At 64.7% G+C, this 22847-nt stretch carries 13 protein-coding genes; 8 read left to right on the top strand and 5 right to left on the bottom strand.

The genetic code is table 11. The features are described from left to right. Nucleotides 1-50: 50 nt before the first annotated feature. The 3 genes from VGM20_15075 to VGM20_15085 form a co-directional block, all read right to left on the bottom strand. Nucleotides 51-398, bottom strand: coding sequence for a hypothetical protein (locus tag VGM20_15075; protein ID HEY4102191.1), 348 nt, complete (start codon nucleotides 396-398; stop codon nucleotides 51-53). Between the two features lie 880 nt (nucleotides 399-1278). Beyond that, nucleotides 1279-3075, bottom strand: coding sequence for an ABC transporter transmembrane domain-containing protein (locus VGM20_15080; protein HEY4102192.1), 1797 nt, complete (start codon nucleotides 3073-3075; stop codon nucleotides 1279-1281). 2 nt (nucleotides 3076-3077) lie between these two features. Next, entirely contained in the window at nucleotides 3078-4094 is a 1017-nt protein-coding gene (locus VGM20_15085; protein HEY4102193.1) for a heme o synthase, read from the bottom strand. 117 nt (nucleotides 4095-4211) lie between these two features. On the opposite strand from VGM20_15085, the gene VGM20_15090 reads away from it, so the two are divergent. The 3 genes from VGM20_15090 (at nucleotide 4212) to VGM20_15100 (ending at nucleotide 9500) form a co-directional block, all read left to right on the top strand. Beyond that, the gene (locus tag VGM20_15090; GenBank protein HEY4102194.1) at nucleotides 4212-5543 is read left to right on the top strand and encodes an amino acid permease; all 1332 of its coding nucleotides are present in this window, start codon (nucleotides 4212-4214) and stop codon (nucleotides 5541-5543) included. A gap of 143 nt (nucleotides 5544-5686) precedes the next feature. After that, nucleotides 5687-8995, top strand: coding sequence for a carboxypeptidase regulatory-like domain-containing protein (locus tag VGM20_15095; GenBank protein HEY4102195.1), 3309 nt, complete (start codon nucleotides 5687-5689; stop codon nucleotides 8993-8995). Nucleotides 8996-9113: 118 nt separating this feature from the next. Next, entirely contained in the window at nucleotides 9114-9500 is a 387-nt protein-coding gene (locus VGM20_15100) for a hypothetical protein (protein HEY4102196.1), read from the top strand. Here VGM20_15100 and VGM20_15105 read toward each other — a convergent pair. Together VGM20_15105 and VGM20_15110 are read right to left on the bottom strand one after the other, a co-directional pair. Next, complete coding sequence (locus tag VGM20_15105) at nucleotides 9425-10516, bottom strand: LptF/LptG family permease (GenBank protein ID HEY4102197.1); 1092 nt, start codon at nucleotides 10514-10516, stop codon at nucleotides 9425-9427. The genes VGM20_15100 and VGM20_15105 overlap by 76 nt on opposite strands. Next, nucleotides 10513-12114, bottom strand: coding sequence for an LptF/LptG family permease (locus VGM20_15110; protein ID HEY4102198.1), 1602 nt, complete (start codon nucleotides 12112-12114; stop codon nucleotides 10513-10515). The genes VGM20_15105 and VGM20_15110 overlap by 4 nt, the downstream gene beginning before the upstream one ends. Before the next feature lie 64 nt (nucleotides 12115-12178). Here VGM20_15110 and VGM20_15115 point away from each other — a divergent pair, with 64 nt between their 5' ends. The 5 genes from VGM20_15115 (at nucleotide 12179) to VGM20_15135 (ending at nucleotide 22811) form a co-directional block, all read left to right on the top strand. Beyond that, on the top strand, nucleotides 12179-18283 hold the full coding sequence (locus VGM20_15115; GenBank protein ID HEY4102199.1) for a hypothetical protein: 6105 nt from the start codon (nucleotides 12179-12181) through the stop codon (nucleotides 18281-18283). Beyond that, nucleotides 18284-19192: a M28 family peptidase gene (locus VGM20_15120; GenBank protein ID HEY4102200.1), complete on the top strand. Its 909-nt coding sequence runs from the start codon at nucleotides 18284-18286 to the stop codon at nucleotides 19190-19192. 77 nt (nucleotides 19193-19269) lie between these two features. Next, on the top strand, nucleotides 19270-19905 hold the full coding sequence (locus tag VGM20_15125; GenBank protein ID HEY4102201.1) for a helix-hairpin-helix domain-containing protein: 636 nt from the start codon (nucleotides 19270-19272) through the stop codon (nucleotides 19903-19905). 60 nt (nucleotides 19906-19965) lie between these two features. Further along, complete coding sequence (gene pilB / locus VGM20_15130; protein HEY4102202.1) at nucleotides 19966-21711, top strand: type IV-A pilus assembly ATPase PilB; 1746 nt, start codon at nucleotides 19966-19968, stop codon at nucleotides 21709-21711. Continuing rightward, entirely contained in the window at nucleotides 21708-22811 is a 1104-nt protein-coding gene (locus VGM20_15135) for a type IV pilus twitching motility protein PilT (GenBank protein HEY4102203.1), read from the top strand. Before pilB ends, VGM20_15135 begins: the two co-directional genes overlap by 4 nt. Nucleotides 22812-22847 lie beyond the last annotated feature (36 nt).

The raw sequence follows: 22847 nt of genomic DNA on the forward strand, positions 1-22847 counted from the left end.
CGGGGGCGGTTGGTCTTTGGGCGATGGGTACAGCCTCACCTGTCGCGCCGTCAATGCCGATGTTCAAGCACCAGCGCGACGAACTCGTCGTGCGAGAGATGCCGCACTTCAGACCAGCTTCTTCCCGTGAGTCGTCGGACCGCGCGGTACGCCCACGCCGGTTCGTAGTTCACGTCGATCGTCTCGGCGCAAAAGGAACGATGATGCGCCTCCGCCGCATCGCGAAGTGCGAGGATCCGCGTCAGCGTGGAAAGCACCCTGAACGGCGGCAATCCGACTCGATGCAGCACACGATTGAGGTGATGTCGATTCCGTAGCCCGACGCGGTGCGCAAAGCCATTGGCCGATTCGTACGCGTATGGGCAGGAGAGGATGGCGAAGAGCAGACGAGTCGCCATCTCAACCGAATCCTTCGGAGCGGCAACGGGTGCAACAGGGTTGGACAATGGCCTGAATGGCAACATGTCTTACGCCTGAGATGGGACAACAAACGGTCAACTGATCTGACTGATGCCATGGACTATCGGTACTGCCGCTGCCATTTGAAAGGGGGATGATCAAAACGTCATAGGCGACCAATTTCTATACATGTGGAGTACGGCGCGGTCGCAATTGCGATTGGATACAATGTCACTGCGCGGTGAAGCCTCGAGGCCAGTGATGCCTCGGCGGATTGGTGATCATTGAAGAAGCTCTCGCTGCGCGGAGTGTTCGTTCCCGTCTCGGGTGTTCTTGACGACAGCAACTTTCATCTCGTAATCGGCTCAACTGGTTTCGTTTGCTGACCGCGATATCCCGTTTCCGTCCTGGCGGTATCTGGAGCGCGTCGTTGGCGAATAAAGATCGTTCTCTCTCCTTCGGGAATGTGCCGCGATGGTTTGGCTCCCGGTATGATTGTGTTGGCCAGCGTCACGACTGCTCTTGCCGGCATGTCGATTGGTTTGGCGTCCAGGTCGCGAAGAGTGATCGCCGGACCCGGAGGTTTGGGCGTTCGGCGCCGTGGTTGGGAGGTACGGCGCGGTGGTTTGGATGTTCGGCGTATTGGTTAGAACATTCGGCGCAGGGGTTTGGACGCGCGGCAACGCGGATTCGGTGCCGGGTCGAGCTGGATGGCTGTCAGCCGCGGAGGAAGACCGATCAATGCAACAGTCTCGACAGGCGTGCTCACCCGGGTGAGGCGCAGTCGCGGAAGATCAGCGGTGCGGCGCAGAGTATTGCCCAGGCGGCGCGCGTCTCGCCCCACTCGCTCCGGTCGCGGACCCTGCGGCACCCCCGATCCTACTGCATCGCCGCCATCGCCGCCGAGATATCCTCGCCGTTGCGCCACTGCATCTGGAAGAGCTTGGCGTAGATGCCACCGTTGCGCAGCAATTCCGCGTGGGTTCCCTCCTCCACGATCCGGCCGCGATCGAGGACCACCAGCCGGTCGGCGCGCTGCACCGTGCTCAGCCGGTGCGCGATGATCAGCGTCGTCCTGCCGTAGAGAAGCCGCTCCAGCGCCGCTTCGACCAGCCGTTCGCTCTCGTTGTCGAGCGAACTCGTCGCCTCGTCGAGGATCAGCACCGCCGGATCCTTGAGCACTGCGCGCGCGATCGCAATCCGCTGGCGCTGGCCGCCCGAGAGCTTGACGCCGCGTTCACCGACCAGCGTGCTGTACCGCTCGGGGAGCCGGTCGACGAATTCGTGCGCGTTGGCGACCCGTGCCGCCGCTTCGATCTCCTCCGCCGTGGCATCGGGACGCGCGTAGGCGATGTTGTCGGCGATCGTCCCGCTGAAGAGCACCGGTTCCTGCGGCACCGTGCCGATCGCGCGGCGAAGGTCACCGAGCGCGAGATGGCGGACGTCTATGCCATCGAGCAATACAGCGCCGCCTTCGACATCCCAGAAACGGGGCAGCAGCGATGCGATCGTCGTCTTTCCCGCACCCGACGGTCCGACCAGTGCCACGACCTCGCCGGGGCGCATCTGGAGCGAGAGATTCTCCAACGTGAGCGCCGTGGTTCCCGCCTGATAGCGGAAGGCGACATCGCGGAACTCCACCTCGCCGCGCACCGGCTTCGGCAGCACCGCCGGCGCGACCGGATCGGCGATCTCCGGCGACCGCTCGAGGAGTCCGAAGACACGATCCGCCGCGCCAATCGCTTCCTGATACGCCGCGTAGAACGAGGTGAGCCCGCCGATCGAGGCCGCGATGTTGATGCTGTACAGCAGGAACGACATCAACTTGCCGGGAGTGAGATCACCGGCGAGCACCATCCGCCCGCCCTGCCACAGTACCACCGTGACGCCGCCGAAGACGGTGAAGGTGAGCATCCCGAAGAAGAGTGCTCGCGTCCTGGCGCGCTTGAGCGCCGTCGTGACCATCTGCGTGATCTGGCTGCCGTACCGTCCCCGCTCGTACTCCTCCTGCGCGAATCCCTGGACCACCCGGATCTGCGAGAACGCTTCTTCGGCGACCGCCGTGGCGTCGGCGACCTGATCCTGCACCGTGGTGGTCATCCGCTTGAGGCGGCGTCCGAAGAAGAATCCCGACGCGATGATCACCGGAACGACGCCGAGGGTGGTGAGCATCAGCTTCCACTGCATGATGAAGAGGATCACCACGCTGCCGACGAGCACCAGCCCCTGCCGCGCAAATTCGGCCAGCTGGTTGCTCATGATCGCCTGCACCAGCCCGACATCGATGGTGAGCCGTGAGGTCAGTTCGCCGGTGCGGCGGTCAGCAAAGAACGCCGGTGGCATCTCCAGCAGCTTGCCGAAGAGTTCACGGCGCAACCCGGCGATCGCGCGTTCCCCGGTGGCGGAGAGGAAATAGACCTGGATGTAGTTGAGGATCGACTGGAAGATGAAGAGTGCGCCCAGCGCTTCCGCGATCCGGTCGAGGAGCTGGTGGTCGTGCTGGACGAACGCGGCGTCGAGGAGATGCTGCGCCACGAGCGGGAACGCCAGCGTGATCGACGACGCCATGATCAGGGTGATCGTCGCGATATAGAGCCCGACGCGGTACGGCCGCACCCGCGGCCAGAGCCTGCGCACCGATTGGGGAACGAGGGCCCGGCGACTGCCGTTTCGCACCATCACCGTCCCGAATCCGCCATTGGCATCGACATCGGGGTCGGCGTGGCGTTGGCGACCGGCGCCTTGTCGAGGATGTACATCTGCGGCGGCGGGGCGCGATGCCCGAACGGAATCCACCGGTCGGCCGCCATCGCCACGAACAGGAGCGCCAGGTACGAGAGCGAGTACTTGTACAGCTTCCACGTCGTTGGAGTGACGCCGTCCTCGCGCATGATTCGCCAGCAGAGCTGCACGAAGCGCGCACCAAGGAGGACCGCGGCGACGCCGTAGACGAGCCCGGTCACGCCGACGATCGACGGCATGATCGTGAGCGGGATCAGCATCAGCGTATACAGGAGCATCTGGCGCTTGGTCTCGTGCACGCCATGGACATTCGGCATCATCGGGACGCCGGCTGCGCCGTAGTCGCGCTGCTTGTTGAGCGCCAGCGCCCAGAAATGCGGCGGTGTCCAGTAGAAGATGATCGCGAAGAGGTAGGCCGCGCCGAGGGAAAGTGATCCGGTCATCGCCGCCCAGCCGACCATCGGAGGGAAGGCGCCGGCGGCGCCGCCGATCACGATGTTCTGCGGCGAGGAGCGCTTGAGCCAGATGGTATAGACGAGGACGTAGAAGGCGAGCCCCGCGAGGGCGAGCCCGGCGGAGAGCGGATTCACGAAGTGCCAGAAGAGGACGAACGAGACCGCGCCGAGGGTCAGGCCGAAGAGGAGCGCCGCGTTCGCCGGGATCCGCCCCGACGGGATCGGCCGGGTCCGGGTGCGGGTCATCTTGTCGTCGATATCCCGGTCGAACCACATGTTGATGGCGTTGGCCCCCCCCGCCATCAGGTAGCCGCCGAGGGTCACCCACGCGACTTGCTGCCAGGTCGGCAGTCCGGCCGGGGTGATGAACATCGGAGCGATCGTCGTGATCAGGAGGAGCGAGATGATGCGCGGCTTCGTCAGCGTGACGAGGTCGGCGGCGAGCGACGGGTTCCGGACGGCGGTCGCTTCCGCGCGCGCACCAGCTGGGTTTGACATCAGTCTGACGGACCTTCCAGCCTCCCCCTAGGCGGGGCGGCAATTCAGTGGCAGTTTTGGGCACCGCAAAATACTTGGTGTGATCCGGCTGTGCAGGGCAAACACGAAGGGAGATCGGTGACCGAGCCTGCCGTGTCCGAAGACCGTCTCCCGCGCAATCTGGGGCTCTGGAGCGCCGCTGCCGTGCTGATCGGGACGACGATCGGGAGCGGCATCTTCCGGGTGCCAAGCGTCGTGGCGAAGGACGTCGGCGCTGCCGGCCCGATGCTCCTGGTCTGGGTCCTCGGCGGGATCGTGACCCTGACCGGTGCCTTGTCGATTGCCGAGATGGCGGCGGCATTCCCGCGGTCGGGGGGGATCTTCGCCTACATCCTCGAAGCGGAGGGGCGCTTCTGGGCCTTTCTGTACGGGTGGGCCGAACTCACAGTGATCCGGGCGTCGGCGATCGGCGGGATATCATCAGTCTTTGCCACCTACCTCGCCCATTTCATCCCGCTCGACGCCCAGCAGCAGCGCTACGTGGCGGCGATCGCGGTCGTCCTGATCGCCGGACTCAACTACGTCGGGATCTCCTACGCCGCGGTGCTGATGAACTTCACCACCGTCCTCAAGTACGGCGCGCTGGTGGGGTTGGGGCTCTTCGCCTTCGCGGCGGGAACACCGGCTGCGGCCGCGGCCCCGGTGACGGCGGTGGTCACGACCTCGGCGCTGCTGACCGCGCTCGTTCCGGTGATGTACACCTACGATGGCTGGTCGAACCTCTCTTTCATCGGCGGCGAGGTGAAGAATCCCGGCCGCTACATGCCGCTGGCGCTGATCCTCGGCACCGGCGCGATCGTGGTGATCTATCTCCTGATGAATGTCGCGTACCTGCATCTCCTCCCGGTCTCGGTGATCGCAGCGACCGATCGCGTCGCCGACGCTGCGGCTGGGCGGATCCCGCTCTTTGGCGCGGCCGGCGGTGCGATCGTGTCGGGGATCGTCATGGTTTCATGTTTCGGGTCGGTGAACGGGTCGCTGATGACCGGGCCGCGGGTCTTCTTCGCGATGAGCGACCGCGGACTGCTTTTTCCGGTGGTGGCGCGGGTTTCACCGCGATTCAAGACGCCGTCGGTGGCGATCTGGCTCGCCGCCGCGCTGGCGGTGCTCTACGTGCTGCAGAACTCCTTCGCCCAGCTTGCCGACCGTTTCGTGCTCGGCACGTGGCCGTTTTACGCGCTGGCAGTGGCGGGGGTCTTCATCCTGCGGCGCCGGCGTCCGGAGATGCCGAGGCCGTACCGCACCTGGGGGTATCCGATCACGCCGGCGCTCTTTCTGGTGGCGTCGGTGGGGATGATGGTCAACGCGGTGGTGACCAATCCGCGCGACAATGGGTTCACCTTCGGAATCATTCTGGCGGGGGTCCCCGTATACTGGCTCTGGCGTTGGTGGGAGTCGCGCCGGGCCTGATCTGGCGCCAATGTCACCCTCCTGCCACGGCTGCGGTTTTTCCGGGTTTCCCAACTTGCAACTCCCGGCTTTGGGAACGACATTATCCCCCGGCGGTGCCACCGCCCACACGCGTTCACCATCTTGACAAAACAGGAGCAGGCATGCAGCGGATAGTGCGTCTGATGCTGGCCAGTGCGGCCGCGTTTCTGGTGCTGCTGATCGCGCCGGGAACGGCGATGGCCCAGGGGGCCACGACCGGTGCCATTGGCGGCTTCGTCCAGGACAGCGCCGGGAATCCCATTCCGAATGCGACCGTCCGGGCTGCGAGCAGCAGCACCGGGCTCACGCGGTCGGCAGTGAGCGGGTCGAACGGCCGCTACGTCATCAGCGGACTCGAAGTTGATCACTACAAAGTCTCGGCGACCGCGATCGGCTACAAGCCGAAAGAGGAAGGTGATGTTCGCGTCACGCTGAGCAACACCACGCAGCAGAGCTTCAGCATGGAGCACCTGGCGGTCCAGCTCCAGGAGATCGTGGCGAACGCCGCGCCGTCGACCGGTGATTTCGGCACCTCACGGACCGGCGCGCAGACGACCGTTTCCGACACGATGATCCGCCGGCTTCCGACCCTCAATCGCCAGCTGGAAGACTTCATCCGATTGACGCCGGAAATCACCACGACCCCGCAGGCGAGCGGCGGCACCACCGGCCAGGCGATCTCGATCGCCGGCCAGAACAACCGCTTCAATTCGATCCAGGTCGACGGGACCGATCAGCAGGACCGTTTCGGCCTCGGCAACACCGGTGAACTCGGTGGCCAGGCGAGCGGGCGCGGTATCTCGCTCGAAGCGGTCAAGGAGTTCGACGTGGTGCTGGCGCCGTACAACGTGACCCAGGGCGGCTTCACCGGCGGTCTGGTCAACGCCGTGACGAAGAACGGCACCAACACGGTGGCGGCGACGGCGTTCTACACCTTCCGCAACCAGGACATCGCCAGCAACGTGCCGTTCATCGCGAACTCGCAGTTCTCCATCAAGGAGTTCGGCGGGTCGATCGGCGGCCCGATCATCAAGGACAAGCTCCACTTCTTCGTGGCCGGCGAACTCAACCGCGCCACCAAGCCGGCGGCGGGACCGTACCTCGGCCAGTCCGCAAGCATCACCCCTGGGCCGCCGATCGACCAGGCAACGTTTGACCGGTTCACGCAGATCCTGGGAACGTACGGTATTCCCGGTGGCTCGGCGGGGCTGATCAACGACCAGAATCCGATCACCAACCTCGTCGCCCGCGTCGACTGGACGCTGAGCGACAAGTCGCGCATGGTCTTCCGCAACATCTACGACAATGCCAAGGGCGACGATTTCTCGCGCTCGGCGTCGACCTTCTCGTTGACGTCGAACCAGTTCCGCCGCGCCGAGATCGACAATTCCAATTCGTTCCAGTGGTTCCACAACAGCACCAATGGTGGCAACAACGAATTCCAGCTCGGCTACATCCACCAGAACTTCTCGCGGGCGCTGAGCTATGTCGGTCCGCAGATCCGCGTCTTCTCGGTGCCAGTGGCGTCGGGGTCGGGGACGTATTCGCTGATCGCCGGTGCGGACTCCAACTCGCACATCAACGGCCTGCAGCAGGACATCTACGAATTCCACGATGACTACACCTTCCCCTTCAAGGGGAATGCGGCGCACCTCGTCACCATCGGTACCCGCAGCGATCTCTACAAGTCGGTCGACTTCTTCGAACAGAATCTCTATGGCGCCTGGTCGTTCAACGGGCTCGATTCGCTGGCGGCGGGGAATGCGCACAGCTACGCGGTCGGTCTCCCGCGCGGCGGCGTCGATCCGGCGGCGCGATTCAAGACCGCCGATCTGGCGTTCTACCTGCAGGATCAATGGACGGTAAGTCCGCGCTTCAATGTGGTGTACGGTCTCCGGGGCGAGGCGCCGGTCTTCCTCGACAAGCCGGTGCACAGTGATTCGATCGCGAATCATTTCCAGCGCAACACCGAAGAAGTTCCGTCGAACTGGCTGATTTCCCCGCGGGTCGGCTTCAACTACAACAGCGCCGACGGTTATACGCAGATCCGCGGCGGTATCGGGACGTTCGCCGGGATTCCGCCGTACGTCTGGATGGCGAATCTCTTTACCAACAACGGCTTCGGCCTGGGCCAGCTCACCTGCGCCAGCGGGAGCACCGCGGGTCCGGCGCCTGGGCTCACGGCGGGTGAAGTGGGACCGGGGAACAACCCGCAGGAGTGCGCCAATGGTGCCGGCCTCAATTCGGGCCAGATCGGCGTCGTCAACACCGTCGATCCGTCGTACAAGCAGGCCGAAAATCTCCGCGCGACCCTCGGCATGGACCACAAGCTGCCGATGGGCTTTGTCGGGACGATCGACCTGACCTGGACCAAGGTTCTCGAGGCGCCGTTCATGACCAACCTCGACCTCGATCTGGCGCAGTCGTCGATCGCGGTGAAGACCGATCCGAATGGGCGGGTGATGTACGGCACGATCGCCGCGAACGGTGCCTCAACCAAGGCGCTCAAGCCGGGCGTGCCGAATATCTACAGCGGCGGCGCCTACGACCTCGAGAACACGACGCACGGTCATGCGTACAGCGCCGCGTTCTCGCTCAAGAAGGCGTTCTCGCGTTCAATCGCCATCAACGCGTCGTACACCTATTCGCGGTCATACTCGGTGCAGGACTTCACGTCGAGCGTGGCGGCGTCGAACTTCAACTTCGGCTGGGAAACCGCAGGGAACCTCCTCGACAAGACGACGACCGCTCCGGCGGCGTGGGATCAGCCGTCGCACCTCGTCGCTGCGGTGACCTACACCGCGCCGTGGAAGAAGCTCCCGACCGACATCTCGTTCATCTATCAGGGATTCTCGGGAATCCCGTTCACCTATACTTATGGCAAGGTTGGAAGTGCGAGCGGCGACCTCAACGCCGACGGCGTGAGCGGCAACGACCCGATCTTCATCCCCAACACGACGAACATCGACACCACCATGTTCGTCAACTTCACCGGATCGGTCGGTGGCGGCGCCTCGCGCAACATTTCGCGCGAAGAGCAGGCCGATTCGTTCAAGTCGTTCGTCAACCAGATGTCGTGCCTGCAGGACCAGCAGGGGAAGCTGATGTCGCGGCGCAGCTGCCGGAATCCGTTCTTCAGCACGCTCGACCTCTCGGTGCGGCAGTCGCTGCCGTCGCTCAGCGGCCACAAGCTGACGCTCGAGGCGGAGATCTTCAACTTCCTCAACTTCCTTGACGGGAGCTGGGGCCAGTACCGTTCCAACGGCACCTTCCAGGACGTCTTCCTCTTCACCCAGACGGCGATGAAGGCGGACGGAACGCCGATTGTCCGCTTCGACCCGAATCTCGCGAACCTCAACACCCGGTTCCCGAAGGTGGTCAACGCCAACAACTTCTGGCAGGCACAGCTGACATTGCGGTACGCCTTCTAGACATCACGATTGTTCGATGAAAAGGGTTCCGCAGTTCGCGGAGCCCTTTTCATTTGTCCGTCACGTCGCGACGATCTCGCGTTGACCCGCTGTTGACGGTGGCGCGGTCAACTTGGTCATGGACGCGGTCATCATCTCACTTCGGCTCGTTCCCGGATCGCCGGTGCTGGCGACTGACACCGGCCGCGCGACCCTCTTCGGGGTCTGGCTCCGCGAGCGGGTGATCGCCGCCGCGGCGCAGTCGCCGGCGATTCGCTGTCACGTCATCGCGCTCGAGGGCCGCGCGATGTCCGTCGTGCTGGTCCCGGCCGTTCCGCTCCGGACAAGATCTGCGATTCGCGGATGTGCCGATCGGATCCGTCGGAGGACCGAGCTCGCCGCGCTGGCGATGTGCGGATTGTCCGAGGGCAATCCGCTCTGGCTACCGGATTACGACTTCACTCTGGCGAGGAGCACCACGGCGATGAGAAGGAAGACGACATTCATCGACCACGCGGCGACGTGATAGTCGATGATTCCCTTGCCGCCGACCGCCTTCATGATCTGCAGGCCGGTGAGGTACGCCAGCGTCGTGCCGAGCGCGATGGCGAGGCCGATCGCGGCGCCCGCGCGGGCGTTGGTGATGGCAAGCGGGGCGCCGAAGAGGGCCACGATAAGGCAGGCAACCGGCACGGCGTACTTGAGCGGCAATTCGACGCCGAGAGCTCCCGGGTCGGCGCCTGAGAGCTTGAGGCGCTTGAGATAGTCCCGCAATTCGGCGGTGGTCATCTCCTCGGCCTTCTTGTCCTGGGTCATCAGCGCGGCCGGTGATTCGCTGAACGGCCTGAGCCGCATGCTCCTGAACTGGAAGGTCGCCAGGACGTCGAGAGAATCCGACACGAGATAGGCGTTGCCGCGCCGGAGTGACCACCACCCCTTCGACGGGATCCACACAGCGCTGTCGGCGGCGACAGTCCAGCGCTGCCCGGCCGCTGTCTGCGCGCCTTCGCCGACAAAGCCGATCGCCCGCGGCGGCTGGGCGTGCATCTCCTTGATCCCCCAGGTCCATCCGCTCGGCGATGCGTACGCGAAGGAGCTCCGGAATTGATCGCGCGCCGACGCCTTCTCATGGTGCAGCTCCTTCTGGCGCGTCGTGCTGTACGACGCCAGCTCCTGCAATTCAAAATCCGCCGGTACCGCGATCGTGGCGAGGATCAGCATCGGCGCGATGAGGCGGTAGAACGAAATCCCGCCACCCTGGACCGCCGTCAGCTCGCTGTGGCGGCCCAGCGCGTTGAGGGTGAAGACCGTCGCGAAGAGGACTGCGGCGGGGACGAGGATCGCCATCTTGGATGGGAAGAGAAAGAGCTCGCCCAGGAAGATCTGGTTGACGGGAACGTGCGCGTCGGAGAGGCGCGCAAAGCGTTCCGACAGATCGATGATGACCGCGACCGCCGGCACGCCGAAGGCGGAGATGACGAAGGTGATGCACCATTGCTTCAGGACGTAGCGATCGAGGACGCCGAAGGAACGAAGACTCATCGTCCCCGCCGCAATCCGCGCACGAATTCGGCGATCGCCGTGAACGGTCCGCCGGTGCGTGACGTGCCCATCTCCCGGTTCGCCGATGCGAGCGCGAGGATACCGGCCGCAGTAAAGAGGATCAGCGGCGAGTAGAGGGCGACGGCGGGGTTGAGCGCCCCGGTGCGCGCGATGTTCTCACCACCCTGCAGCAGGATGTAGAAGCCGAGGAAGATGACCAGCGACCCGCCGATGACGAGTCCGATCCCGCTGCCGGGATACTTGAGCGCCAGTGCCATGCCGATCAGGACGAAGCAGAATGACGCGAGCGGAATCGCAAAACGCTGGTGATACTCCACCTGGTACCGGCGAACCGTCTCCACGGTGCTGTGGAGGCCGTCGCGCAGATCACTGACCTGTTGCGCGGTGGTGCTGAGGCCGTTCGTCACGGGAACGATCGGCGGCACGAGGAAACGTTGCGGCTGGAGGACGGTGCCGTTTGTATTGAGTGGCGACCCGTGCGGTGCAGTTGATGGCGGTGCCACTGGTTGCTGCGGTGTTGGAGCCACCGGCTTCTGCGGTGATTGTGCCACTGGCTTCTGCGGTGTCTGTGCCGCCGCCTGCTGCGGCAGCATCAACCGCTTGAACCACGCCTCGACCTTGCGATAGGCGCCGCAGTGCGGTGCGAACTTGACCGGTGCGCGGGCCGACGGAGGCGGAAGGGCGCCGAGGCCCGAGAGGATCCGCAAGTCGCTGGCGGTGTACTGTTCGATCTGTCGTCGCTGGTTGTCGACGCTCCATTGCTGCGGACCGTTCATGTCGAGGAGTTCGCAGCTGCTCAGCTCCTTCTCACCGCGATTGGTCTGGTTGCCGGCCAGGTCCAGCTGCGTCTGGACATTGCGAATCGTGACCTTGTTGTTGACGAACTGCGTCTGCTGCAGCTGGCCCGATTGATCGTTGGCGAATTCGTAGATCTCGCCGTGGTGCAGGAGGAGGACCAGGTCGGTACCGTTCGCCGATTCGGACATGGTGCCGCTGTCGGCGATGATCAGGCGCCGGGTGTTCTCATAGAAGGGGAGATCGAAGATCGTGACATTGTGCATCCCGCCACTGACCGGATCGATGCGGTCGGCGCGGAGGACGTATCCCGACGGGGCCGGCAGGACGTTGAGCACCTGCTGCTGCAGCGCCAGCGTCGGTGACTTGCTCATCGCCGCTTGCTGGAGGTTGACCAGGCGGGCGTTGCTGCGAGGGCAGAGCTGATCGTACACCAGGAAGTTGACGACGGCGACGCAGGTGGCTGCGAGGAGTGCCGGGCGCGCCATCCGCCAGACGGAGATGCCGTTGGCGTACATCGCCACCATTTCGAGGGCGGCGGCGAGCTGGCTGTAGCCATATAGCGTGCTGACGAGGACCGCCATTGGCAGGGTGAGCGCCACCAGCGCCGGCAGGAAGAGAAGTACAGCTTCGACCATGATCCAGGCGGGGAGCGATCGCCCGCCGAAGCGCTCGATCAATGGCGGGAGTGACTGCAACAGCATCATCCCCGTGAGCGCCGCAACACCCCACAGAAAGGGGCCCGTCAGAGACCGCAGGATGTGGCGGGAAATCAGGCGCATTCTGGCTCAAGTCGCGGTAGCTTTGGACGTTACCTTGCAAACTAATCGGCCCAACCTTCGTTTCGTGGCGCGTCTCGCGCTCTTCGTTGCCGTGGCCGTCGCGGGGCGGTCGCTCCCGGCGGCGGCCCAGGGCGAAAGCCGCGTCGTGCCGGCCGATAGTGCGGGCTTTCTCAATCGCTCGCTCCTCTCCCAGTACGTCACCTCGATCCCGACACTGGAACCTCGCCTGCTCCGCGGGCCGCTGTTGCACGATCCGGCGCGGCGCCTGGAGCCGCAGGTCCTCTCGGCCTTCGACTCGGCGCTGGCGGCCACCGCCGCCCTGGTCACGACCGGCGTGCGACACCAGTCCGTGATGCGCCGGCTCATGATCCGGTCGCTGGCGGTCGACACGGCGGCACAGGACACCCATCACGGCCTCTTCGGACTTTCGCCCAACACCGCCGACGTGCTGTTCGACGGCAACTGGGAGGCGCAGCTCAGCTCCACGAAGCAGCGGAACCTCTCATGCACCCCGGCGCAGGCGGCGCAGCTGTCGTCGGGATGTTTCGGCGGATTCGGCGCGCCGAAGATCGACAACTCGGTGCAGCTCCGCTCGGCCGGCGTCTTCGCCCAGCGCTTCCACATCAACATCGATTTCGATTCGAAGCGCGACTACGCCGCAGGGAACATCGTCAGCGGCTACTACCAGGGGCTGGAAGACGAGAAGCTGCAGCGGGTCAACATCGGAACGGTGCAGTTCATCGCGCCGCCGTCGCGCTTCCTCACCGCCAGCATCCCGTCGAACAACTTCGGCATCAGCGCGCTGGCGGTATTCGGCCCGGTCTCGGTGCAGGCGATCGCCGCGACGCAGAAGGGGAGCGTCGTGGCCGACAAGCACTACGTGGTGGGAAGTACCACCGTCGAACCGCAGGACCGGCTGGTCCGCGACCTCGACTACGAGCAGGGGCGCATTTTCTGGGTGGTCGACCCGCGGACGATCCCCGGCTACCCCGCGGTCGACATCCTCAACAGCAGTGCGATTTCGCTTCCGACCGATCAGCAGCCGGCGGAGGTCCGCATCTATCGGTACGTGTCGGCCAATCAGGTTGCCGGCGCGAACTCCAACTATGACGGCGTCACGGCGACCGGGCTCAATGGGTCGGAACACGTCGGACCGCTGCGCTGGCGCCTGCTCAAGCCGAACGTCGACTACTGGATCGACCCGTCGGGCCTCTGGTTCATCCTCAAGACGCGGATCGATCCGAACGACAATCTGGCGGTCAGTTACACGACGAAGGCAGGAACGCAGGTCGGATCGATCCCGGTCACGGACAACCCCGCCGCGCGCGACTCGGTCCGGCTGATCTACCTGCCGAACCGCGGCCCGGCGTCACCGATCTTCCCCTACGAGATGCGCCAGGCATATCGCGTGGCAGGAACATCGCTGGTGCGCAGCTCGCTCACTGCGTCGATTCTCGTCGCCAACTCCGAGCGCCCGGCCAATTCGCCCGGGACATTTCTCTCGCTCCTTGGCCTGGCGGTCCCCGCTGATCCGGCGGCGCTCGATGTCGACAACCGCCTCTTCCCGAGGGTTCGTGACGCCGGTGCGAGCCAGGTGATCCAGGATGCTTTGCTGATCTTTCCGAGTGCACAACCATTCAGCAGTACCGGCCTGAGCACGGCGGAGCGGAACGATTCGCTGTATGCCACCCCGGAGTACCTCCTCCTCAGCCAGGGGCCGCCGTCGAAGTTCCAGTTGCATCTGCAATACAACGCGGCGGGCGGCGCGGGGAATTCGATCACCCTTGACGCGGTGCAGATCACGGAGGGAAGCGAGCACCTGACGGTGAACGGGCAGCCGCTGGTGCGGAACGTCGACTACACCATCGACTACATCACCGGCCGAGTCACCTTCCTGAACCCGACGGCGCTCTATGGCAACGGGACCGCCGACGTGGAAGCGTCGTTCGAGCAACGCGGTCTCTTTGCGGTTGCTCCGACGAGCATCGGAGGGCTGACGGCGACATGGAACCTCGGCCTGCGAAAGTCGATCTCCTTCGCCGGGCTCTACCAGGCCGAAGCGACCGGGTACACTCGTCCCGAAATCGGGTACGAGCCGAGAGCGTCGCTGCTGCTGGGGATGACCACGGATCTGCAGTGGGACACACCAGCGATCACCCGGTTGTTCAACCATTTCCTCCCGAAAGCGTCGACCGCGCCGTCGTCGGTCCAGGTCACCGGCGAGCTGGCGATCTCGCGGCCTGATCCCAACCGGTCGGGCGACGCCTATCTCGAGGAGTTCGAGAACAACAACGATATCAAGGTCCCGGCGAGCCAGAACTTCTGGCTGATGGGTTCTCTGCCGCAGTCGAATGCGGGAGTGGAATCAACCATTCCGCAGGGATTCGATTCGACCAACGCGGTGCAACTGATTCTGCAGAATCTGGTGCCCAGCACCCACGATTCCATCACGCAGCTCACGCCCACCGACATCGATCCGACGGTGGCGCTGACGAAGTCGAGCACGCCGACGATCGAGCCGGTGCTGTGGACGACACTGCACGCCGACACCGCCGGCGGCATCGTGGATTTCCAGTCACGGTCGCACTGGACCCAGCCGGCGCGGCCGGGGCAGCCCCGGTTCCGCTCGATGACGACCGCGCTCTCGGCGACGGGGACCGACCTCAGCCGCAACGACTATTTCGAATTCGCGCTGTACCAGTCGAGCGACCATCCGATCGACAAGGCGCAGATGAAGATCGTCATCGATCTCGGCCGTGTCAGCGAAGACGAACTCTCTATCGCGCCAACCTCCTTCCACGTGCTGGGGCCGGGTGACGCGATTCCGAAGGGCTTTGCGGTCGGGGACACCATCTATACCGGCAGGCAGTACATCGGCTCGGGGCGTCTCGATACGGAGAAGAGCTCGTTCGGCACCTGGAACGCCACAACCGATGACAACGGCATTCTCGCCGACCGCCCCGATTCGCTGCTCGGGCCCAACGGCAGTGTGGTCCACTTTCCGACGCTCTGCGAGGATTCGCTCGGCACGACGATCTCGTTCTTCCCGTGGGGCGATCTCGGTGCGCGATGCTCGCGACACAACGGCGTGGCGGACGCCGAGGATCTCGATGGCGACAACGTCCTCGATGCCCAGGGTTCCGCTGACAATGTCTTCCGGTATGTCGTCGACCTGCACGCCGATTCAGTCCGCAGCCATGTCATCGTCGACCCGACCTCGGGGGCGAGCGCCTCGTGGACGATCTATCGGGTGCCGCTCCACAACGCCACCGACACGATCGGCTCGCCCGACATTCATCTGGTCAAGCAGCTGCGGATGACGTTCGTCGCGCCGGGGACGACCGCCGATGCCGAACTCCCGGTGCGATTTGCGCTGGCGTTGATGCAATTCACCGGCGCGGCGTGGGCGGCACGCGCCGACCGGCCGATCGCCACATTGTCGGGGCCGACCGCAGGATTTTCCGGTTCGGTCCTGGTGGGGAGCGTCTCGACGCAGGACTCGGCGTCGTCGGGGCTGGGGTACACCTCGCCGCCCGGGATCGGCGACGCCGCGGCGACCGTGTCCGTGACGCAGACGCAGGCGGCAGAGCAGATCAACGAGACGTCATTGCGGATCCAGGTGGCGTCGCTCGACAGCGGTCAGCGCGCGGAAGCGTATACGCGGCTCGCGAGCGGAACGCGAAACCTCCTCGCCTATCGGGAACTTCGCGTCTGGATGCACGGTCACGGTCCCGGCTGGGACAACGGACAGCTGCAGGCGTATGTGAAGGTGGGGAGCGACGCCTACAACTTCTACCTGTACCGCGCGCCGGCGCACACGACGACGTGGGATCCGGAGATGCTGATCGACTTGCAGCAGTGGCAGGACCTGCGCGATCAGATCGAGAACGCCCGATTGCGCGGCGCGTTGCCTGACCCGGCGGCAGCGCGCGCGTGCGGTGGCGATTCGACGGCGTACGTCGCCTGCAACGGCAACTACATGGTCCAGGTTCGCGATCCGCAGGTCAACCCGCCGAATCTCGCCGCCGTGCAGGAACTGGCGGCAGGGATCTACGATCCGGGCCCGAGCGCCATTCCGATCGCGCAAACCGAACTCTGGGTCGACGATATCCGTGTCTCGCAGCCGGTGTCGTCCATGGGGGTCGCCGGTGCATTCACCGGCCATGTCAGCGCGTCGGATGTTGCCACCTTCGACGTGGCCGGCGTGTACGAGAATGGCCAGTTTCACCTGATGGGACAGGATCCGACGTACCAGAACACCTCGTCGCTGACCACCAATGCCACGGTGCATTTCGACAAGTTCCTGTCGCCGCGGCTCTGGCTCCGGATTCCGTTCAACATCGCGAGCTCATGGGGATGGGTGGCGCCGCAGCTGATCAGCGGTACCGACGTCAACGCGACCGGTATCGATGGGCTCCGGCTGCCGCGCAACGATGCGACGACCTGGTCGTTGAGCGTGAGCCATGTGTCGCACGTCGGCGAAGCGAACCTGACTCGGCTGATGTTCAACCCGATCTCGTTCAACCTCAACGGATCCGGCGCGACGAACATCTCGTCGCTCTCGGATGTCACGTCGTCGTCGTGGAGCGCGACGGTCGGATACTTCCTGAACAATCCACGCCGCACCTACCGGCTGCACCTCGGAGGGCTGACCAGCGGACTGCCGCGCTGGCTCCGCCAGAGCGCCGCGGGCCAGGGAGTGACGAACGCCGCGTTCGCGCCATGGCCGACGGCGATCCAGTTGCAGTCGTCGCTGTCGCACACGATGGGCGACATCGCGTCGTTTTCCGTCCCGATCCGGACGCTGGCCGATACCATTCTCAAGCCGGTGACGTCGGAACAGTTTCTCTGGCGCAACCTGGCGGGAATGAACTGGGATCCGCTCGGCATCCTGCATTTCACCAGCAGCTGGTCAAGCACGCGCGATCTGCGCCAGTACAGCGACTCCACCACCCTTGGCCGCGTGGTGAACGCGTCGCATCAATCGCTGTTCGGAACCGACGTCGGTGTTGAGCGCGACCGCACCATGGCCAATACCTTCGGCTTTGCGCCGAGGATTTCGAGCTGGCTCGCGCCGCAGGTGACCGTCGGCACCAACTTCATCCTGTCGCGCTCCCTGACGACCCGCAATCCGGTGCAGATCGTCGGCGACACGGCGGGTGCCTACATCCTGCCGCAGACGCTCGACAATTCGCGCGCCACCGAATTCCGGCTGTCGATGGATCCGAGGATCCTCGCGCAGCGGATCTTTGGTGATTCGGGCGGATTGTCCAAGGCGCTGGTCCGCGTCCGGCCGATCGAATTCTCGCGCCGCTCGACGATCAGCTCGACGTACGACCTCGCGACGTTCTCCCCGGACCTGTCGTACCAGCTCGGTCTCGGGTCATTCGATTCGTTCCTGCACCACCAGGGGCAGGACGCGATTGGCGCGGCGAAGGGGACCACCACGAATGTGACGGCATCGGTCGATCTGCCGTCGGGCTTCTCGGCGCAGCTTGCCTATTCGGCGAGTACCAACGACCAGTCGCAGCGGCTGAGCACCGGCGCATTTCTCACCACGACCGGCACGACGCAGAGCTGGCCGCAGGGGCGGTTCAACTGGTCGCACGTCTTTGCCTCGGGGCCGCTCCTCCAGATGGGGGCAAGTTCGGGGGTGCAGCGTGATCACTCGACGTCGATCTCTCCCTTCACCGACGGCACGGTCAGCAGCGCGGCCCAGACCAGCAGCCGTGTGACGCCGAGCCTGACCCTCGCGTTCCGGAACAACGTCCAGTTCATCGCCAGCGGCGAGAACGACCAGAGCAGCACGGTCTCCGACGGGAACATCACGCAGACGACGTCGTTGATGCTGAACGGCACGCTGTCGTGGAGCACCAGGTTGCCGAGCTTCATCTCCGCGACCCGGCGCAGCATCACGCTCAACTTCACCGTGAGCCAGAACAACAACAATTCCTGCATCCAGCGGAGCACCGATTCGACCTGTGTCCCGTATTACGACCTGCGGCGGTTCGAATTCCAGTCGGGATTTGCGGCGTCGCTGCAGCACGCGATCCGGACCGGCTTCCAGTTGAGCTACGTGCTGAACAACGTCGTCTCGCTCGGCCAGCCGACCCAGACCATCACGCTCAATGTATTCTTCAGCGTACCCCTCAACAGTCTGGGGATGTAGATGCTCGGTCGAATCCGCTGTGTTGCTCTTGCGACGCTCGCCACCCTCATCGGTTGCGGGGCGGGGAGCCCGCCGGCCAAGGAGTTCAACGGCAAGGCGGCGCTCGAGTACCTGACGACGCAGGTGGCGTTCGGTCCGCGGATCCCCGGAAAACCGGGCCACGCCGCGATGCTGACGTGGCTCGATTCGATGGCTCGCGTGCGCGCCGAGAGCGTCACCGTGCAGCGGTGGTGGCATCACACGGCGTCGGGCGATTCGATTCCGCTGGCCAACGTGCTGGCGCAGTTCAATCCGAAGGCGACCCAGCGCGTCCTCTATGTTGCGCACTGGGATACCCGCCCGCACGCCGACAACGACAAGACCGACAAGAACGGCGTGATGCCCGGCGCGGATGACGGCGGTTCGGGAGTGGCGATCCTCCTCGGAGTGGCCGATGCGCTCAAGAAGGCGCCGCCGACCGTTGGCGTCGATCTCCTCTTCGTCGATGGCGAAGACTACGGCGATTTTGGTCCGCCGATGGTCGACGTGCTTCTCGGTGCGGCGTATTACGCCAAGCATCAGCTCGCGCCGTCGCCGATGTTCGCCGTGCTCTGGGACATGGTCGGACACAAGGATCTCAGGATTCCGCAGGAACAGTTTTCGACCATCGCCGCTCCGGACCTCGTGAGCCGCGTCTGGAAGATCGCCGACCAGATGGGGTACGGTCACATCTTTACCGATGAGAAATACGGCGGGATCACCGACGATCACATACCACTGATCGATGCCGGCATTCAGGCGATCGACATCATCGACATCAACTATCCGTACTGGCACACCACGCAGGATACGCCCGACAAGGAGTCGGTCGAGAGTCTCGAGGCGGTGGGCAACGTCGCCGTCGGCGTGATCCGTCGCGCCGGGAAGTGACGACGACCGCGCGAACGAGAACCGCCTTGCGCTGAATCCGCCCTCGCGACGGCCGCGCCCGCGGCATCGTCGAGGGGATGAAAGACCTCTTCGCCGCTCTCTCGCGCCGCGAACGCCGCGCGATCTCGATCCTCCTCGGGCTTGCGGTTGCCGGCCATCTCCTCCGCGCCTTCGCAGCCGCACCCTCGGCGCCAAGGGTTGCCGCGCAACTCTTCGCACCGGGGTCGGATGGCGACCCCATCGCACACCGCGACTCGATCCGGCGGCTCTCGCGGCCGCTGGCCCAGGGAGAGCGGGTCGACGTGGACCACGCCTCGGCGGAGGAGCTGGCACGGCTTCCAGGAATCGGGCCGGCCCTGGCCAGGCGAATCGTGGCGGATCGCGAGAGCCATGGTGCGTTCGGCGGTGTGTCGGGGCTCTCCCGGGTTCACGGAATGGGGAAGGCGTTGATCACGAAGCTGATATCGCGCCTCAGCTTTGGGGGCGTCCCGGCCGAAGCTCAAGTGACCAGCGAGACCGACTCCGTCGACCTCAACCATGCCACTGTTGCGGATCTGGTGGGTTTGCCGGGGATCGGACCGTCTCGCGCCAGGGCAATAATCGCATTTCGCGACAGCGTAGGGCCATTTCGCGAGGTGGATGACCTGAAACGTGTACCTGGGATCACTGGAGCCCTGGTCAAGCGGCTGGATGGCCGAGTGGTGGCCCGCTGACCGACAACCCGGCGAGCTGACTCGCCAGTCAAGGCATCCCCTTTGCACCCACGGGCCGGGATGACCGCGCCGAATCCGTCTGCCGCCCCTCCCGCCGATCCCCGTCACGCCACGGATCGGCTGGGCGAGCTGTTGCTGGCCCAGGGGCTGGTCACCCGCGATCAGCTTGCCGCCGCATTGCAGGAGCATCGTGCGTCGCACCACCGCCTGGGGCTGATCCTGGTCCGGCAGGGAGCGATTGACGAACTCGAGCTGACGAAGGTCCTCGCCCGCCAGTACCGGATGCCTGCGGTCGACCTGTCGCGTTTCGAGGTTGATTCGCGGATTCTCCGGCTGATCCCGGCCGACCTCGCCCTCAAGCGAATGGTTCTTCCGCTCAAGCGCGAGGGGCGGACGCTCACGGTCGCGGTGGCAGACCCCGCCGACCAGGGGCTGCTCGAAGACCTCAAGTTCATCACCCGCTACGACCTCTTCGCGGTCCTCGCCGGCGAGCAGACGCTGCGCGCGCTCCTCGAGCGCCACTATGAGAGCGGCGACGAGCAGCTGCAGACGATCCTCAAGGAGATGGAAGGAATTGGCGAAGACGTCGAGGTCGTCTCCGACGAAGATGAAGACGCGGCGGCCGCGGCCCAGCAGCTCGTCGATGATGCACCGGTCGTCAAGCTGATCAACGGGATCCTGACCGACGCCGTCAAGCGCGGCGCCTCCGACATTCACATCGAGCCGTTCGAGCACGAGATCCGGATCCGCTATCGGGTCGACGGCGCGCTGCAGGAAGTGATGAAGCCGCCGCTCAAGATGAAGGCGGCGCTGACCTCGCGCATCAAGATTCTGGCGCAGCTCAACATCGCCGAGCGGCGGGTGCCGCAGGACGGGCGGCTCAAGCTGAAGATGGGGACGCGGGTGATCGACTTCCGCGTGTCGACGCTGCCGGTCCTGTTCGGCGAGAAGATCGTGCTCCGGATCCTCGACAAGGGGAACCTGACGCTCGATCTCACCAAGTTCGGCTTCGAGCCGAAGGCCGAAGAGGACCTGATGCGCGCCATTCTCAACCCGTACGGCATGGTGCTGGTCACGGGGCCGACCGGTTCGGGGAAGACCACAACGCTCTACTCGGCGCTGCAGCGGATCAACACCGTCGAGACGAACATCATGACCGCCGAAGATCCGGTGGAGTACAACCTGCCGGGGATCAATCAGGCGCCGATGCGTCCGGAGATCGGCCTCACCTTCGCGGCGGCGCTGCGTGCATTCCTGCGCCAGGATCCCAACATCATCATGATCGGCGAAGTCCGCGACCTGGAAACGGGCGGGATCGCGATCAAGGCGGCGTTTACCGGGCACCTCGTGCTATCGACGCTGCACACCAATGACGCGCCGAGCACCGTGATCCGCATGATCGACATGGGGATCGAGGCGTTCAACGTGGCGAGTGCCGTCAACCTTGTGGTGGCGCAGCGTCTGGTCCGCCGGATCTGCACCTCGTGCCGGGCGCCGGCGACGTACACCAACGCCGAACTCAAGTCGCTTTCGGCCGACATCGAATCGCTCCGCGGAATCGCCTTCCAGAAGGGGACCGGCTGCGAGCAGTGCGGCGGGACCGGCTATCGCGGCCGCGCCGGCCTGTACGAGGTCATGGCAATGTCGCCGGCGCTTCGCCGCATGGTCCTCACCGGTGCGTCGACGGTGGAGCTGCGCGATCAGGCGGTCAGCGAGGGGATGCTCACGCTGCGGATGGACGGGATGAAAAAGCTGGAGCGGGGAATCACGACACTCGAAGAAGTCGTCAAGGAGACCGCCGAATGACGCTCAACCTTCGCTCGCTCCTCGAAGAGATGATCGCCAAGGATGCGTCCGACCTTCATCTCACCACCGGGGTGCGCCCCAAGTTGCGCATCGACGGCGAACTCGCCGACGCCGACGGGGAAGAGGTGCTGGCACCGAAGGACACCCTGTCGCTCGCCTATTCGGTGCTGACCGAAGCGCAGAAGAAGCGGTTCGAGCAGGAAGACGAACTCGACTTCTCCTTCGGCATCCAGAACCTGGCGCGCTTCCGCGGCAACGTCTTCAAGCAGCGCGGCTGTGTTGGCATGGCGATCCGGATGATCCCGTTCATGGTGAAGTCGTTCGACGAGCTCAAGCTCCCGCCGATCACCGCCAAGCTCGCCGAGCGGCCGCGCGGCCTTGTCCTCGTGACCGGGCCGACGGGATCAGGGAAGTCGACGACGCTGGCGGCGATGATCGACAAGATCAACAAGGAACGGACCGGCCACATCATCACGGTGGAAGATCCGATCGAGTTCATTCATCGTCACCAGAGTTGCATCGTCAACCAGCGGGAAGTCGGTACCGACACGCCGTCCTTCTCGTCGGCGCTCAAGTACGCATTGCGCGAGGATCCCGACGTGATTCTCGTCGGCGAAATGCGCGATCTCGAGACGATCTCGGCGGCGCTCACCATCGCCGAAACGGGCCATCTCGCGCTGGCGACGCTGCACACCAACTCGGCGCCGGAAGCGATCAACCGCATCATCGACGTCTACCCGAGCAACCAGCAATCGCAGGTGCGGGCCCAGCTCGCGTTCGTCCTCGAAGGGGTGATCACCCAGACGCTCCTGCCGCGCGCCAAGGGCCGCGGCCGGGTGATGGTCGCCGAGATCATGGTCGCCACGCCGGCGATCCGTGCGGTGATCCGTGACGACAAGGTGCACCAGATCTACTCGCTGATGCAGGCCGGCAAGAAGCATGGCATGCAGACGATGAACGATTCGCTCTATCAGGCGTACATGAGCCGGGAAGTCGCCAAGGAGGACTGCATCCGGGTGTCGCCCAACTCGGCCGAGTTCCTCCGGTCGATCGGCGAGACGCCGATGGAAGAGGGCGCCATCATGGAAGCGAAGCGATGAGCCGACGCTATTAAGAATGATTCATAGCCACTGGAG

It is taken from the genome of Gemmatimonadales bacterium, assembly GCA_036500345.1.
Taxonomy (GTDB): Bacteria; Gemmatimonadota; Gemmatimonadetes; order Gemmatimonadales; family GWC2-71-9; genus Palsa-1233.

Coding starts and splice junctions, on each gene's coding strand:
- VGM20_15075 (HEY4102191.1), bottom strand. CDS start 398: ATGGCGACTCGTCTGCTCTTCGCCATCCTCTCCTGCCCATACGCGTAC.
- VGM20_15095 (HEY4102195.1), top strand. CDS start 5,687: ATGCAGCGGATAGTGCGTCTGATGCTGGCCAGTGCGGCCGCGTTTCTG.
- VGM20_15100 (HEY4102196.1), top strand. CDS start 9,114: ATGGACGCGGTCATCATCTCACTTCGGCTCGTTCCCGGATCGCCGGTG.
- VGM20_15135 (HEY4102203.1), top strand. CDS start 21,708: ATGACGCTCAACCTTCGCTCGCTCCTCGAAGAGATGATCGCCAAGGAT.
- VGM20_15085 (HEY4102193.1), bottom strand. CDS start 4,094: ATGTCAAACCCAGCTGGTGCGCGCGCGGAAGCGACCGCCGTCCGGAAC.
- VGM20_15125 (HEY4102201.1), top strand. CDS start 19,270: ATGAAAGACCTCTTCGCCGCTCTCTCGCGCCGCGAACGCCGCGCGATC.
- VGM20_15120 (HEY4102200.1), top strand. CDS start 18,284: ATGCTCGGTCGAATCCGCTGTGTTGCTCTTGCGACGCTCGCCACCCTC.
- pilB (HEY4102202.1), top strand. CDS start 19,966: ATGACCGCGCCGAATCCGTCTGCCGCCCCTCCCGCCGATCCCCGTCAC.
- VGM20_15110 (HEY4102198.1), bottom strand. CDS start 12,114: ATGCGCCTGATTTCCCGCCACATCCTGCGGTCTCTGACGGGCCCCTTT.
- VGM20_15105 (HEY4102197.1), bottom strand. CDS start 10,516: ATGAGTCTTCGTTCCTTCGGCGTCCTCGATCGCTACGTCCTGAAGCAA.